11 protein-coding genes, 1 tRNA gene and 2 pseudogenes are annotated in these 15,156 nt (G+C 57.5%); all 14 read left to right on the top strand.

Annotated features, from left to right (window positions below):
* Positions 1 to 19: 19 nt before the first annotated feature.
* The 14 genes and pseudogenes from AC1MDT_RS28525 to AC1MDT_RS28460 all read left to right on the top strand — a co-directional run bounded on the left by AC1MDT_RS28525 (position 20) and on the right by AC1MDT_RS28460 (position 15,042).
* The gene (locus tag AC1MDT_RS28525) at positions 20 to 808 is read left to right on the top strand and encodes an ABC transporter ATP-binding protein (protein ID WP_480419999.1); all 789 of its coding nucleotides are present in this window, start codon (positions 20 to 22) and stop codon (positions 806 to 808) included.
* 12 nt (positions 809 to 820) lie between these two features.
* Positions 821 to 1,546, top strand: a complete 726-nt coding sequence (locus tag AC1MDT_RS28520) for an urea amidolyase associated protein UAAP1 (protein WP_480419998.1) — start codon at positions 821 to 823, stop codon at positions 1,544 to 1,546.
* 11 nt (positions 1,547 to 1,557) lie between these two features.
* Positions 1,558 to 2,211 carry an urea amidolyase associated protein UAAP2 gene (locus AC1MDT_RS28515; protein ID WP_480419997.1) on the top strand — a complete coding sequence of 218 codons (654 nt, stop codon included), beginning with the start codon at positions 1,558 to 1,560 and terminating at the stop codon, positions 2,209 to 2,211.
* 305 nt (positions 2,212 to 2,516) lie between these two features.
* On the top strand, positions 2,517 to 6,164 hold the full coding sequence (gene uca / locus AC1MDT_RS28510; RefSeq protein WP_480419996.1) for an urea carboxylase: 3,648 nt from the start codon (positions 2,517 to 2,519) through the stop codon (positions 6,162 to 6,164).
* A gap of 25 nt (positions 6,165 to 6,189) precedes the next feature.
* Complete coding sequence (gene atzF / locus AC1MDT_RS28505) at positions 6,190 to 7,968, top strand: allophanate hydrolase (RefSeq protein ID WP_480419995.1); 1,779 nt, start codon at positions 6,190 to 6,192, stop codon at positions 7,966 to 7,968.
* 281 nt (positions 7,969 to 8,249) lie between these two features.
* Positions 8,250 to 8,561, top strand: a pseudogene (locus AC1MDT_RS28500) (GGDEF domain-containing protein); the annotation flags it as partial.
* A complete protein-coding gene (locus tag AC1MDT_RS28495) occupies positions 8,554 to 8,748 on the top strand; it encodes a cysteine-rich CWC family protein (RefSeq protein ID WP_480419994.1) in 195 nt (64 codons plus the stop codon). The pseudogene AC1MDT_RS28500 and the gene AC1MDT_RS28495, both read left to right, overlap by 8 nt.
* Positions 8,749 to 8,805: 57 nt before the next feature.
* On the top strand, positions 8,806 to 9,498 hold the full coding sequence (locus AC1MDT_RS28490; protein ID WP_480419993.1) for a pseudouridine synthase: 693 nt from the start codon (positions 8,806 to 8,808) through the stop codon (positions 9,496 to 9,498).
* Between the two features lie 312 nt (positions 9,499 to 9,810).
* Positions 9,811 to 10,695 (top strand): alpha/beta fold hydrolase, encoded by an 885-nt coding sequence (locus tag AC1MDT_RS28485; protein WP_480419992.1) that lies wholly within the window; start codon positions 9,811 to 9,813, stop codon positions 10,693 to 10,695.
* A gap of 162 nt (positions 10,696 to 10,857) precedes the next feature.
* Positions 10,858 to 10,931: transfer RNA gene (locus AC1MDT_RS28480), tRNA-Gly, on the top strand.
* 569 nt (positions 10,932 to 11,500) lie between these two features.
* Positions 11,501 to 11,730, top strand: a pseudogene (locus AC1MDT_RS28475) (hypothetical protein).
* 839 nt (positions 11,731 to 12,569) lie between these two features.
* The gene (locus AC1MDT_RS28470) at positions 12,570 to 13,841 is read left to right on the top strand and encodes a hypothetical protein (protein WP_480419991.1); all 1,272 of its coding nucleotides are present in this window, start codon (positions 12,570 to 12,572) and stop codon (positions 13,839 to 13,841) included.
* 642 nt (positions 13,842 to 14,483) lie between these two features.
* Complete coding sequence (locus tag AC1MDT_RS28465; protein WP_480419990.1) at positions 14,484 to 14,735, top strand: hypothetical protein; 252 nt, start codon at positions 14,484 to 14,486, stop codon at positions 14,733 to 14,735.
* A 10-nt stretch (positions 14,736 to 14,745) separates the two neighbouring features.
* Positions 14,746 to 15,042, top strand: coding sequence for a hypothetical protein (locus AC1MDT_RS28460; RefSeq protein ID WP_480419989.1), 297 nt, complete (start codon positions 14,746 to 14,748; stop codon positions 15,040 to 15,042).
* The last annotated feature ends 114 nt before the right edge of the window (positions 15,043 to 15,156 follow it).

The raw sequence follows: 15,156 nt of genomic DNA, 5'->3' as shown, positions 1-15,156 counted from the left end.
GTTATGAAGGAGCCCGCGCATGAGCTTCATCACGGTGAAAAACGTCTGGCAGCAATACGCTGATCAGGTGGTGCTCGAAGGCCTGAACCTGAGCGTCAACGAGGGTGAGTTCTGCACACTCGTCGGCGCTTCGGGTTGCGGCAAGTCGACCTTCCTGCGGCTGCTGCTCGGGCAGGAGCGCGCCAGTCGCGGCGAGATTCTGCTGGACGGCCGAACGCTGGCTGGCGAACCGGATTCGAGTCGTGGCGTGGTGTTCCAGCGCTACTCGGTGTTCCCGCACCTGACGGTGCTGGACAACGTCGCCCTCGGCCTCGAACTGCCGCGCTCGCCGCTGCTCGGTCGCCTGTTCGGCAGCGCCAAACGCGAGGCTCGGGAACAGGCCTCGGTGTTGCTGCACAAAGTCGGTCTCGGCCACTCGCTGGACAAGTACCCGGCGCAACTCTCCGGCGGCATGCAGCAACGGCTGGCCATCGCCCAGGCGCTGATCATGAAGCCTCGGGTATTGCTGCTCGACGAGCCGTTCGGCGCCCTCGATCCGGGCATCCGCAAGGACATGCACACGCTGCTGCTGGAGTTGTGGCGCGAGACGCAACTGACGGTGTTCATGGTCACCCATGACCTGTCCGAAGGTTTCAGCCTGGGCACTCGTCTGCTGGTGTTCGACAAGGTCCGCGTCGACCCGCATGCCCCCGGTGCCTATGGCGCGCGCATCACTTACGACATCCCTTTGAACAGCGACCGCCGCGTCCAGCGTGCCGCCGTCGACGCCTTGCCGGCACCGCTGGCCGGCACGCTTCGTATCGCTTAGAGGAATTTTGCAATGACAGATTCGACTCAACTGTTTCCACCGTTTGCCGAAGAAACGCTCCCCGGCGGCGGCCACCGTTCCTTCGTTTTGAAGCGCGGCCAATTGCTGCGCCTGACCGACCTGCGCGGTGGCGCCAATGTCAGCCTGACGCTGCTCAACGCCAATGAAAAAACCGAACGCCTGAACCTGCCCGACAGCCTTAAATGCCAACACACCGCCAAACTCACCATCGGCCATTGCTTGTACTCGGACATGGGCCGCGTGCTGGCCGCCATTACCGCCGACACTTGCGGGTGGAGCGACAGCCTCGGCGGTGTGCTCTGCGCTGAAGAAGTCGCGGAAAAATACGGTGCCGGCCGCTATCAGGAACTGCGCAACGGCTTCTTCCGCAACGGCACCGACAACCTGTTGGTTGAGTTGGGCAAATGGGGGTTGGGCCTGTCCGATCTGCTGATGACCCTGAATTTGTTCAGCCGCGTGAACGTCGATGACGCGGGGCGTTTTCACTTCGTCGAAGGCCATTCCAAGGCCGGCGACTACATCGAGTTGTACGCGCCGATGGACACGCTGGTGGTGCTCACCGCCCTGCAACACCCGATGGACCCGTCGCCGCAATACGCACCGAAACCGCTGAAGCTCAGCTGGATGAACGCTGACGCCAGCGTCGCCGAACACTGCCGCACCTCACGCCCGGAAAACGAGCGCGGCTTCATCAACACCGACCGCCTGTTCGCCTGAGGATCGCTGCCATGTCACTTTCAATCGCTACCGCTGTCGTTCACACAAACAGGCAACCCGACGCCGCGATCTACCGCGCGACCATCCCGGCCGGCGAACCCTGGCTGATGGAAGTCAAGGCGGGCCAGACCCTGCGCATTCTCGACCTGGAAGGCAACCAAGCCGTCGATACGTTGTTCTATAGCGTCGCCAATCCGAAGGAACGTTACGACGTGCAGCGCACATTGCGTCGGCAGAACAGCGTCTACCTGAGCACCGGCAGCGTGCTCTATTCCAACCTTGGCAAACCGATGCTGACCATCGTCGCCGACACCTGCGGGCGTCACGACACCCTTGGCGGTGCCTGCGCGCAAGAGAGCAACACCGTGCGCTACGCGTTGGAGAAACGCTACATGCACAGCTGCCGCGACAATTACCTGCGCGCCTGCGTCCACGACGGACGACTGGGCAAGGGCGACATCGGGCCGAACATCAACTTTTTCATGAACGTGCCGGTCACGGCTGACGGCGGTCTGACCTTTGAAGACGGGATTTCGGCGCCGGGCAAATACGTCGACCTGCGGGCCGAAATGGACGTGATCGTGCTGATCTCCAACTGCCCGCAACTGAACAACCCGTGCAACGCCTACAACCCGACACCCGCGGAGTTGCTGGTATGGAACTGAAACTCAGCCGCTTGCGCCATTGGTTGTTTGCCCTGTGCCAGGCCCGTTCCGTGCAGTGCCTAAAATCTCCAGAACACCACTAAACCCTGTGGGAGCGAGCTTGCTCGCGATAGCGGTGTATCAGTCGACATTCATGGTGAATGTGCTGACGCCATCGCGAGCAAGCTCGCTCCCACAAGGTTCGCTGGTGTTTTTGAAGTGAACTGATTCTGCCGTCGGGGACGACCTCGGCGCTTATCGAAAACTGCGGGACGGCCCGCATCCCAGGTCGAGGCTGATGCGTTATCGCCTCCGGGGGTTTTGCCATGTTCGAAAAAGTCCTGATTGCCAACCGTGGCGCGATTGCCTGCCGCATCCTGCGCACCCTGCGTGAACTGCAGGTCAAGGGCGTTGCCGTTTACTCCCAAGCCGACGCCGCGAGCCTGCACCTGCTGCAAGCTGACGAAGCCCACAGCCTCGGTGAAGGCGCAGCCGCCAGCACCTACCTTGCGGTCGACAAGATTCTCGCCATCGCCCGAGCCACCGGCGCCACGGCGATCCATCCCGGCTACGGCTTCCTCTCGGAAAACGCCGCGTTCGCCGAAGCCTGCGAAGCGGCCGACATCGCCTTCATCGGCCCGACGCCCGAGCAACTGCGCGTGTTCGGCCTCAAGCACACCGCTCGCGCATTGGCCAAACAACACGGTGTGCCGATGCTCGAAGGCACCGAACTGCTCGACAGCCTTGACGCGGCATTGTTCGCAGCCGAACAGGTCGGCTACCCGGTGATGCTCAAAAGCACCGCCGGCGGGGGCGGCATTGGCATGCGCGTATGCCGCAGCGCGGCTGAGTTGAGCGAATCCTTTGAGGCGGTCAAACGCCTCGGCCAGAACAACTTCAGCGACGCCGGAGTATTCATCGAAAAATACATCCAGCGCGCGCGGCATCTCGAGGTTCAGGTGTTCGGCGACGGTCGCGGCGACGTGATTGCCCTCGGTGTGCGCGACTGCTCGGTGCAGCGCCGCAACCAGAAAGTCCTCGAAGAAACCCCGGCGCCAAACCTGCCGCAAGGCATGGCCGATGAGCTGTGTGCAGCGGCGATCAAACTGGCCAAGGCGGTGAACTATCGCAGTGCCGGCACCGTGGAATTCGTCTTCGACAGTGAAGATCAGCGCTTCTATTTTCTGGAAGTGAACACCCGCTTGCAGGTGGAGCACGGTGTCACCGAACAAGTGTGGGGCGTGGACCTGGTGCGCTGGATGGTGGAACTGGCGGCCGGTGATTTGCCGCCGCTGAGTGCATTGAGCCAGGGTTTGAAAGCCGACGGCCATGCGATTCAGGCGCGGCTGTATGCCGAAGATCCGGGTCGCGATTTTCAACCCAGCCCAGGTTTGCTGACGGCCGTGAACTTCCCTGCCGCCGATGGCAAACAGCTGCGCATCGATACCTGGGTCGAGGCCGGTTGCGAGATTCCACCGTACTTCGATCCAATGATCGCCAAGGTCATCAGTTGGGCGCCGACTCGCGAAGCAGCACGTGCCGATCTGCATCAGGCATTGGGCGACAGCCTGCTCTATGGCGTGGAAACCAACCGCGATTACCTGCGGCAGATTTTGCTGGATGCCCCCTTCGCCAGCGGCCAGCCGTGGACACGTTGCCTGGAAAATCTGGTGTATCAGGCCAACACCTTTGAAGTGCTCAGTGCCGGCACGCAAACCAGCGTGCAGGACTATCCCGGTCGCCTCGGATACTGGGCCGTCGGCGTGCCGCCATCAGGGCCGATGGACAGTCGGGCGCTGCGCCTGGGCAATGGCTTGCTGGGTAACGACGAAGGCGCTGCGGCACTGGAAATCACCATGAACGGGCCGTTGCTGCGCTTCAATTGTGATGCAGTGGTGGCGGTCACCGGAGCGGAGATTGCGCCGGTGTTGAACGGTGAAACCGTCGCGATGAACACGGCGCTGCTCATTCCGGCCGGTGCCACGCTAAGCCTCGGCACGATTGCGAGTGCGGGTGCGCGCAGCTATCTGTGCGTGCGCGGTGGTCTGCAAGTACCGGATTATCTGGGCAGCAAAAGCACCTTCACCCTCGGACAGTTCGGTGGGCATGGTGGTCGTGCGCTGCGCACTGGCGACGTGTTGCATGTGCCTGTCTTGAGCGACCGAAGCCATGGTGACCAACTCCCTGAAGAACAGGTCACCGAGTTACCCGCCGTGCGGCAAATACGGGTGATCTACGGTCCGCATGGCGCGCCGGAATACTTCACCGAACGCTACATCGGCACCTTCTTCGCCACTCAGTGGGAAGTGCATTTCAACTCCAGCCGCACTGGTGTTCGATTGATCGGGCCGAAGCCGGAATGGGTGCGTGCCGATGGGGGTGAAGCGGGACTGCATCCGTCGAATATTCATGACAATCCGTATGCGATCGGGGCGGTGGATTTCACGGGTGATATGCCAGTGATTCTGGGGCCGGACGGCCCGAGTCTGGGTGGGTTCGTTTGCCCGGTGACGGTGATCGAGGCGGACCTTTGGCAGTTGGGGCAGCTCAAGGCCGGGGACAAGGTGCAGTTCGTCCCGGTCGATCTCAAGACCGCCCGTCATCTCGCCCTGAAATGGAATACCCCCTGTGGGAGCGAGCCTGCTCGCGATGGCGGCGGCACATCCAAAATTGATTTAACTGACACTCCGCTATCGCGAGCAGGCTCACTCCCACAAGGGATTGTGTCGCCGGTGGTGTTGGATATTGGGCAGGGTGATACGCGGCTGGTTGCTAGATTGTCGGGCGATACGCATCTGCTGCTGGAAATCGGCGCCCCCGAGTTGGACCTGGTCCTGCGCTTCCGCGCCCACGCCCTGATGCAGGCGCTGGAAAGCCAACACCTGCGCGGTGTGATCGACCTGACGCCGGGCATCCGCTCGCTGCAGGTGCATTACCAACCCGAACAACTGCCGCTGGCCGATCTGCTGGGCATCATCGTCGGTGAATGGGACGCCGTGTGCGCCGCCAAGGACTTGCAAGTGCCGTCGCGCATCGTTCACCTGCCGCTGTCCTGGGACGACCCGGCCTGCCAGTTGGCAATCGAAAAGTACATGACCACCGTGCGCAAGGACGCGCCATGGTGCCCGAGCAATCTGGAGTTCATCCGCCGCATCAACGACCTGCCGAACCTCGACGAAGTGCAGCGCACAGTGTTCGATGCCAGTTATCTGGTGATGGGGCTGGGCGACGTGTACCTCGGTGCACCGGTCGCCACCCCGCTTGATCCGCGCCATCGCCTGGTGACCACCAAGTACAACCCGGCCCGCACCTGGACCGCGGAAAACTCAGTGGGCATCGGCGGCGCCTACATGTGCGTGTACGGCATGGAAGGCCCCGGTGGTTACCAGTTCGTCGGCCGTACCTTGCAGATGTGGAACCGCTACCGCGAAGTCGCCGCATTCGATGGCAAACCGTGGCTGCTGCGCTTCTTCGACCAGATTCGTTTCTACCCGGTGAGCGCCGATGAACTGCTGCGCATTCGGCGGGATTTCCCCCTCGGGCGCTTCGATCTGAACATTCAACACAGCCAGTTGAACCTCGCGGATTACCAGGCGTTCTTGAGCAACGAGTCCGAGAGCATTGCCGCGTTTCGCAATCAGCAAAAGCACGCGTTCGACGCTGAACGCGAGCGGTGGATCGCCAGTGGCCAGGCGCATTTCGACAGCGAAGAACTGGCCCCGCCAGTGACCGATGATGCACCGCTGGCCAGCGGTCAACAGAGCGTCGACAGCCACATCGCCGGCAACCTCTGGCAGGTTCAGGTTGAAACCGGCAACCGGGTTCAAGCGGGTGATGTGCTGGTGATTCTTGAGTCGATGAAGATGGAAATCCCGCTGCTCGCGCCCATGGCCGGGGTGGTGCGCGAGATTCGCGTGCAACCCGGTTCGGCGGTGCGTGCCGGACAGCGCGTCGTGGTGCTGGAACTCGACTGAGCCCATTTTGAAAAGGATTAACCCCATGAACATCAATCTACAACTCGACGTCCTGCGCAGCGCCTACCGCGACGGCAGCCTCACGCCTCGGCAACTGCTGCTGAGCCTGCGTGATAAAGCGGCGGCGCTGAACCCGGACTATCACCTGTTCATCCACTTGCTGAGTGTCGAAGAACTGGAACCCTATCTCGCCGCGCTGGACGGTCGAGACATCGACAGCTTGCCGCTGTACGGCGTGCCGTTTGCGATCAAGGACAACATCGACCTGGCGGGCATTCCCACCACGGCGGCGTGCCCGGCGTTTGCCTATGTGCCAGAGCAATCGGCGACCATCGTCGAGCAGTTGCTGGCGTTGGGAGCGATCCCGCTGGGCAAGACCAATCTCGACCAGTTTGCGACCGGGTTGAACGGCAGTCGCTCGCCGTATGGCGCGTGCCCGAACAGCGTGTTGCCGGACTATCCGTCGGGTGGTTCGAGCGCCGGTTCTTCGCTGGCGGTTGCGCTGGGCGTCGCGAGTTTCTCGTTAGGGACGGACACGGCGGGGTCGGGGCGAGTGCCCGCGGCATTGAATAATCTGATCGGGTTGAAAGCCAGCAAAGGATTGATCTCGACGGCGGGTGTGGTGCCGGCCTGCCGCACCCTCGATTGCGTCACGACGTTTACCGCGACGGCACGGGAAGCCAGTCAGTTGCTGGCGCTCACTGCACACCTCGATCCACGCGATGAGTACAGCCGCAGCAATCCGCTATGGAACGACGGCTCGGCGTTCGGCGCACCGCGCCCCTTCCGTTTCGGCGTGCCGCGCGTGCAGGATCTGCAATTCTTCGGCTGCCCTGAAGGCCCGCGGTTGTTCGGTGATGCCGTCGACCAACTCAAGGCGTTGGGCGGCGAGGCGGTGGAACTGGATTTGACGCCGTTTCTCGAGGCGGCGCACTTGCTTTATGAAGGCCCGTGGGTGGCCGAGCGCTACAGCGTGGCGGGCGAGTTGATGGAGCAACATCCAGAAGCGGTGTTGCCGGTGATTCGTGCGGTGCTGGCCAAGGCGCCAGCGGTCGATGGCGTGCAAACCTTCCGCGCCCAATACCGGCTGCAAGCCCTGAAAGCCCTGTGCGATCAAGCGCTGCTCAATCTTGATTGCGTCGTCACCCCCACCATTGGCCGCCCCGTCACGTTAGCGGAATTGGAGGCCGAGCCGGTCCTGCGCAATTCGGAACTCGGCTACTACACCAACTTCATGAACCTGCTCGATTACGCGGCCGTCGCGGTGCCGAGCGGCTTTATGGGCAATGGCTTGCCGTGGGGCGTGACGCTGTTTGGCCGGGCGTTTACCGATCAATATTTGCTGAGCCTGGCGGATGCTTTTCAGCGTCAGCAACGCTCGGGGTTATCGGCACCGACGACTGCCGCACGCAATGATCGCGCGCGGTTAGTGGTGTGCGGCGCGCACCTGGATGGGCTGGCATTGAACTGGCAGCTGAAACGGCGCGGTGCACGGTTGGTCGAGACGACGCTCAGTTCACCGGACTATCAACTGTACGCATTGGCCGGTGGTCCGCCGTTTCGTCCGGGGATGGTTCGGGTGAAGGATGGCGGCGTGGCGATTGCGGTGGAGGTTTGGGAATTGCCAAGCAGTGAATTGGGCTCGTTTTTGACCGGGATTCCGGCGCCGCTGGGGTTGGGCAAGGTGCAACTGGCGGATGGGCGTTGGGAGAGCGGGTTTATCTGTGAGGCGTATGGGTTGGAGGGGGCGATGGATATTAGTCATCTGGGCGGATGGCGCACTTACCTGAAAACCCTTGGCTGACCGCATGTAGGCACCCATCTGAACCTGTGGGAGCGAGCCTGCTCGCGATGGCGTCAGCACACTCACGATTGATGTCGACTGATCCACCGCCATCGCGAGCAGGCTCGCTCCCACAAAGTCCGGGTACAACCTGCTGCATGGCGCGTGGGAACGATCATTCGCGCTGCACATAGAGCAGCTATTCCCCCACAGTGCCATCAGAATGCCTGCCATCGGGTCACTGCCAACGCAATTGTCATGCCGCCTCGCTCGCCGCTGTATTCGCAACGTTCGTTGCTCCTCACGCTGATTGCGCTGCTGGGTGCAGGGTTCCTGGCAACGTCGCTCCTCAGTTACTACGCTTCGCGAGCGTCGATACGAACGGTGAGACCGGTCTGATGATCGCCGAGAAAATTCGCCACCCTGTCGAGCAACAGCGTTATGCCTACAACGGCAATGAGCTACAGCTGACCGTCAGCATCGGCCTGACCACGTTGCAGCCCGATGAAACCTTGCATACCCTGCTCTCCCGGGCCGATCATGCAATGTATCGGGCCAAGCAATCCGGCCGTAACCGAACCTGCATGGAAATGTCTCACTCCAGTTATGAATAAACCAGATATGTGCCCAGCCTGCGGCGCTGCCAACGACTGCACCCTGGCCGATCCTCGCACCGCCGACCGGGCCTGCTGGTGCTATGGCGTCAGCATCGACCCGGCAGTACTCGAAGCACTACCGACCGAGCTGCGCGACAAATCCTGCCTGTGCCCGCGCTGCGCTCAGGTCGAGGCGCAGTTGTAAGCATCCTCCCGGCCGATCACGTAAGATGCGCGGCCCTTTTCCTGTCGATCTCCCGTCATGCGTGTTGACCGTTTCCTCAGCAACCTGCCGCGCTTCAACCGAAAGCAGGTTCGCCTGTTGCTGGTGGAAAAGCGCATCAGGGTCGACGGAACCATCGTCAGCGACCCGCACGCCGAGGTCCGGGAGTTCAGCCGCGTCGAAGTTGACGACGAGGTGCTGCAAACCGGCAAACCGGTGCGCCACTTCATGCTGCACAAGCCCGCCGGTTGCGTCAGCGCCACCCGTGATCCGGAACACCCGACGGTGCTCGACCTGATCCATGAGCCGGACAAGGACGAACTGCACATCGCCGGTCGTCTGGATTTCAACACCACCGGCCTGATGCTGATCACCAACGACGGCAGCTGGTCGCGACGCCTGACCCAACCGCAGACCAAATTGCCCAAGGTCTACTACGTCGAGACCGAGCAGGACATCGGGCCGCACTACGCGCTGAAATTTACCGAAGGCCTGTACTTCGCCTTCGAAGACCTCACTACGTTGCCGGCCGAGCTGGTGCTGCTCGGGCCGAAATCTGCGCGTCTGAGTATCGTCGAAGGCCGTTATCACCAGGTGAAGCGGATGTTCGGCCACTTTGACAACAAGGTGTTGCGCCTGCATCGCGAACGCATGGGGCCGCTGGTGCTCGACGACTCGCTGAAACCGGGCGAATACCGCCCGCTAAGCGATGAAGAGATTCAATTGATCTAAGCAGCCTACCGCTGAGCAGAAGTTGTCGAACAATTTACGAAAGGCACTTGCGCGATGGCGTTGCCCCTGCTTGAATCAGGTCGTCAGCCGAAATGTGACTGACGAGTCACAACATACTTCTAAGAAACTTTTTGCCGGTTAGAGAACCCTCAGGTTCCGCCTCAGACCGGCAGACTGCCCGCCAATAATAATACCCGTCGACCTGCAGCACGGATCGACATGGGCCACAAAAATTCAAGGCATATGCCTACCTGTCACAAAGCTCGTGCAATCTCATTTGCGCGCATAACCGCTTGCCAGGAGTCTTATGACATGAGGCCAGAAATCGCTGTGCTGGATATACAAGGTCAGTACCGGGTTTACACGGAGTTCTATCGCGCAGACGCCGCAGAGAAGACCATTATCTTGGTTAACGGCTCGATGGCCACGACTGCGTCGTTTGCACAAACCGTGAAAAACCTCCACCCGCAGTTCAATGTGGTCTGCTATGACCAACCCTACGCGGGCAGGTCAAAAGCCCACAACCTGCACGAGAAATTGCTGACCAAGGAAGTCGAAGCGCAGATCCTCCTGGAGCTGATCGACCACTTCGCCGCCGAACACGTGCTGTCGTTTTCCTGGGGTGGCGCCGCGACCCTGGTCGCCCTCGCCCACCAGCCACGACGCATCGAAAAAGCCGTGATCAGCTCGTTCTCCCCGGAGATCAACGCGCACATGCTCGATTACCTCGAGCGCGGTGTGGACTACCTCGGCAGCCGGGACGGTGACCGCGTCGGCAACCTGGTGAACAGCACCATCGGCAAACACCTGCCGACCCTGTTCAAGCGCTTCAACTACCGGCACGTCAGCAGCCTGGCCGACCATGAATACGGGCAAATGCACTTCCACATCAGCGACCTGCTGCACAGCGATCGCCAGTGCTTTTTCAAAGCCGCGAAGAAAATCAACGTGCCGGTACTGTTCATGAACGGCGAATGGGACGAATACACCGCCGCCGATGGCGCCCGGTTATTCGCCGACCACGTGCAAAACGCCACGTTTACGACGCTGGATGCGACCGGGCACTTTCTCGACATGGAACACAAAGCCGCCTGCCGAGACAGCCGCAAGGCATTGCTGGGCTTTCTGAAGCCGGCACAGCATGAAAGCCGACCGCGTTACCACTACGTTCAGGATCACCATGCACTGGCAATCTGAAACAGAGTCATCGCGAGCAAGCCCTGCCCTGTAGGAGCGAGGCTTGCCCGCGAATGACTATCACGCGGTCCCTGCTTGTGTTTCACCCGGTGTTAAAGCCATCGCACGCAAAGAAAAACTTCTTTTCCATGCGCACATCTGGTACAAAGTCAGCCGCTCTGAGCGGGTGTCGTATAATGGCATTACTCCAGCTTCCCAAGCTGATAACGAGGGTTCGATTCCCTTCACCCGCTCCACTGTTTTCAAGGCCTCCAGCGCAGTCCACGGACATCCAATCGCGCCTGGTGACAGTTTCCAAGAATCTACCGCCCCCCATGCTAGCGAACCAGCCGCATGGTCGGACCGTGAGAACCTCGCTCGTCAGATAGCCTCCCCCTACCGGATCGAATCGATTTTCCGGTTGAGGTTTAAAGTGACTATTAAAGCTATTTAATTTTCTTTTCTACTCTCCACCCCAGACAGAACAAGGCTTTCAGCGCTTTCAACAATCCTCTTTTTCAGATCACCCAAACTATTTCTCGGGCTATCAGGAAAGCTATTTACCCACCCCCCTCAAGCACTTGATTTATAAGGGTTTTGTATTTAAATACCTTTTTAAATAGTCCACCTGAGCGCCTGATCGCCACCCCTCAACGCCACGTTCTAGAAGGGCTGCAGAGCATTTATCGCTCGGTTTCGCGGAGGGTGGCGAAAAATAGTCACTTTAAACACGCCTCCCGATTTCACATCGCACAGACGCCGATTCGGCCCCGTTCCCGCGCAGTGTCGCTGCTATGCTTGAGTTTTTTCGAAAGGACCGGCAACCATGGCAAGCGAATATTCACTGGCGGATGTGCTGGAACGGATTTACCAGAATCAATGGCCCTGGAAGCGGCAGTGATGGAACTGACGCTGTGGGCAGAGAAGCAAAATGCGGTAGATGTGGGCGATAACGTGCGGGGGGCGCTTTACACCATTGGCGAAAACGCAGGTCATATCAAACAAGGCTTGGCCCGACTGAGCGGATCCCCACCAGATCGTCGCGAAACTGAATAAACGAAGGCTAATAGTTCGCCCCGCCAGCTACACCACGTAAATGGGGAGTTGATTTCCTATCAACCCGAATTATCAGACCGCCTTGGCCAGAGCACGTAACTATTGAGATGTACGGGATATTCTCTGTCTTTTTCCGAAATGGTTATCGGACACCGTGGACACATTGTGGACACTATCGAGACGTGTGGACAAGCAACCTCGCGACTAACCGACACTATTCTTCATCCAAGTCTTCTGGTCGAAGCCTGAGAATCGTGGCGCATTCGCCGTCGAGCCGTACCGATACCCCATTCGGGCTTACGCTTCCTACCACTGTTCCGTAAGGCTCTTCCCAAGGTCGACGCTGCGATACCTTTTCTCTCGGTACGCTGACGCGCTTACCGTGTCGAAGCTTAATAATGTCCATAGACTTCCTGAGTGACAAAAAGAAACGGTGCCCATCCTAACCCGACAACGTGCAGGCATTGGTGAGTGAGTGGAACGCCGTGGCAAGCCCAAAAGCACCTGACGCGCCGTTGGAGGGTAGGTCGTCATCTAATCCCTCTTAGCCAAATCCCGTACCGGTCTCCCTTCCGCCCATCTTTTCCGCCAGAGCGAACGTTTTCTGAGCAAATTTTGAGCAATCGCTTTCCATTCCAATTAGGGACGCTGTCACTGCTATGCTTCTTTAATAAGGATTCTATGTGGGGGCATCTGAGCATCACGGCTGGGGGTACATTTTCACAAGATACTTATCCGAATACGCCGTTACGTCGGCAGAATTACGGAGCGCTACCGCATCCTGAAGAAAAATGCGCCCTATCAGTACGGGCTTGAATTTATTATAAGGGGTAGACAAATTGGATCATAAGAGAATAGAAAGAATTGAAAGAATTGAAAGAATTGAAAGAATTGAAAACAAGATTCGTGGCACTTTCAAGAACTGCCTAATAAAAGATAGCTGGCCACTATATGAATCAGTGTCCGTACACCTTGAGTCACTATCAAAAGAAATACTCAAAGATAAAAAGGAATGGATTGACTCAATAGACGTATTCTCTATTTTTTATGATTTTACATATGAAGCAATTAGAGCTGTAACCGGTAATAACTCAGCAACCGAAGGAAAACTTTGGGACGACATCCTCGGCGAAAAAAACGGCCAAAAACTAACCAACGACTTTAAAGACTACCTACTATCAATACCTAGAGAAATTAACGTATACCTTCCAATCCCGGAAATAACAAAAAACATTCCCACGCCAATAATACTAAGCAGAGACACATCGATAGTTTCCTTCCATGATGCCGATCAAGTTCCAGGCGGATACAATCGCGGACTGTTATCTCTAGACAAGAAGCTAGAACTAGGAAAAATTTACATAAAACAGAGAATGCTCGGCCATGCAAGTCGCCGACTCGAAAACACATGCAATAAGATCGCTGTTAATAACTTCAAAATAATCCTCCAACAAGGAATGTCCAAGGGCTTATTCAAACAGTCCGAAGAATTTAAAGCCGGCCTCGGTTTTTTCTTGCTCACGCATCATCAAATAAAAAAACTTACCATCATCTCTATTGACGAAGGCTTCGAAACACCAAGAACGACAACCGCCGAACTCCCATTAGACCTATGCAGATTATTGGGTAGTCTAGATATAAACTGGAGCGACGAATCTATCAACAACTCCAATGAACAAAACCAGCTAGACAAGAACATAATCTCAACACTTACCAAACCCATACAGCTAATTGAGTTCTCCGGCGATGAGGCAACCAGGGTAAAGGCGGCCATAACATGGTGTTTCGACTCATATATTGTTGAGAACCAGACTTTAGCATTCTTACAAGTATGCATTGGATTAGAGGCGTTACTTGGCGACATGACATACAATGGAAATCTAACTGAGACACTTGCAGATCGATGCGCCTATTTGACAAGCAATAACATCAAGGGAAGACGAGCAATAAAGAAAAGCTTCAAAGAGCTATATGAGGCCAGATCAAAACTAGTTCACGGAAATGCTACAGAGCTTGATAGCAATCAACTTGGACACTTAAACTGGGGAAAGAGCATACTGGAATTCGCGATTTTTAAAGAGATCAGACATCTTGATCTCGGTTTGGCATAGGAAGTTGACTGACATCTCAACGTGATTGACGCCTGGTGAAGAAGACGTCAATGGACCAATAGCTACTGACTTCCAGAATGATTCGATAGTGACTATCTGAAGCACCCTTGCTGGCTAACTTCTAAAATGGGTCACACGGACTTGAAACCCGGTACGCTTAAGACTTAGGCAATTTGAAGCCCTCCCTGCCCCTCCCAAAGCTCATTAAGAATGGGCTAGTCAAAAGATAAAAACTCAACAAAACAAATATTTTAAAAGGCCATCCCCTTTAAAATCGGGGTCTTTAGAGATCAGTCGCCGATCTAGATCGCTCTGAACGCTCTGCAAGCCCCCTGCACTTTGTTGCAAAACCTTACACACAGAGCAATCGCCAACCTCCCCATAGTCCCCCCAGCGGGCCTACGCTAGATATCTAATTGCATCAGTATTCCCTTTGCAAAAAAAACAGACATAGAGCCCGTCGGCGGGAGGGGGATAAGTGCTTTTTCATCAGTTTTTTCGTTGCTGTGGCATTTTCCCTGGGCAGCTCAGCCCCCAGCACTCAGCACGCTGAATGCCGTCAGTCGCCCTACTGATGTGCAGTGACACCGCGAGCGCTATACTGTTTATACATACAGTATTTTGCTTGAATAGGTGGGACTGATGAACGCAGAGCCTGTGGGAGCGACAACCGTAAAGTCTTCAGCAATAGCTCAGTGGCGCGCTCTGCTGCGCGATGACGTGTCACTACTCGCGAAGCCCGGTGCCCATCACAAGGCGCTGCTGAGCCAGGCACACGCACTGCACCTGAACAAGGTGATCGATGCAGATGATCTTAGCGATCTGCTGGAGTTAGCGGACGGGGCACTGGCCTTTGCCGTTGAGTCGCTACTCGACATCGATTCCAGCGAGTAGAGGGCGCCCCATGAATGTTTTAGTTACCCCGATGCGCCTACGAGGTATAGCGCTCGATACCAAGGAGCGTGGCCGTTATCCGCCAATTCGAGGCAACGTTATGGTGAGTTCAACGGTCAGCAAGGACTTGGGACGAGCAACGAACGTAGCGGTGGTCAACGTGGGTATGCCGCTGGATCCTGATCCGTTGCCACCTCTATTAGATGCGACGCTGGCAGGGATGGCTGTCAGTGGATTTGTGTTGAGCGGCATCGAGTACATCGACGGTTGCGCCTTTGCGCAATCCTGGTGGTCCCGGCTTGGGTGAGGCAATCACCAGAAAATGTAGTGCTTGGAACCCAATCACTCCGACCCGATAGATGTGCGGTGAACCTACGCGCAGACGATCCCACAGCGAGATGTAAATCCAACCTGGCTCTCG

It is taken from the genome of Pseudomonas sp. ASL7 (assembly GCF_056680375.1).
The sequence above is the reverse complement of the archived record's forward strand: the minus strand, read 5'-3'. Positions and strand labels throughout refer to the sequence as shown.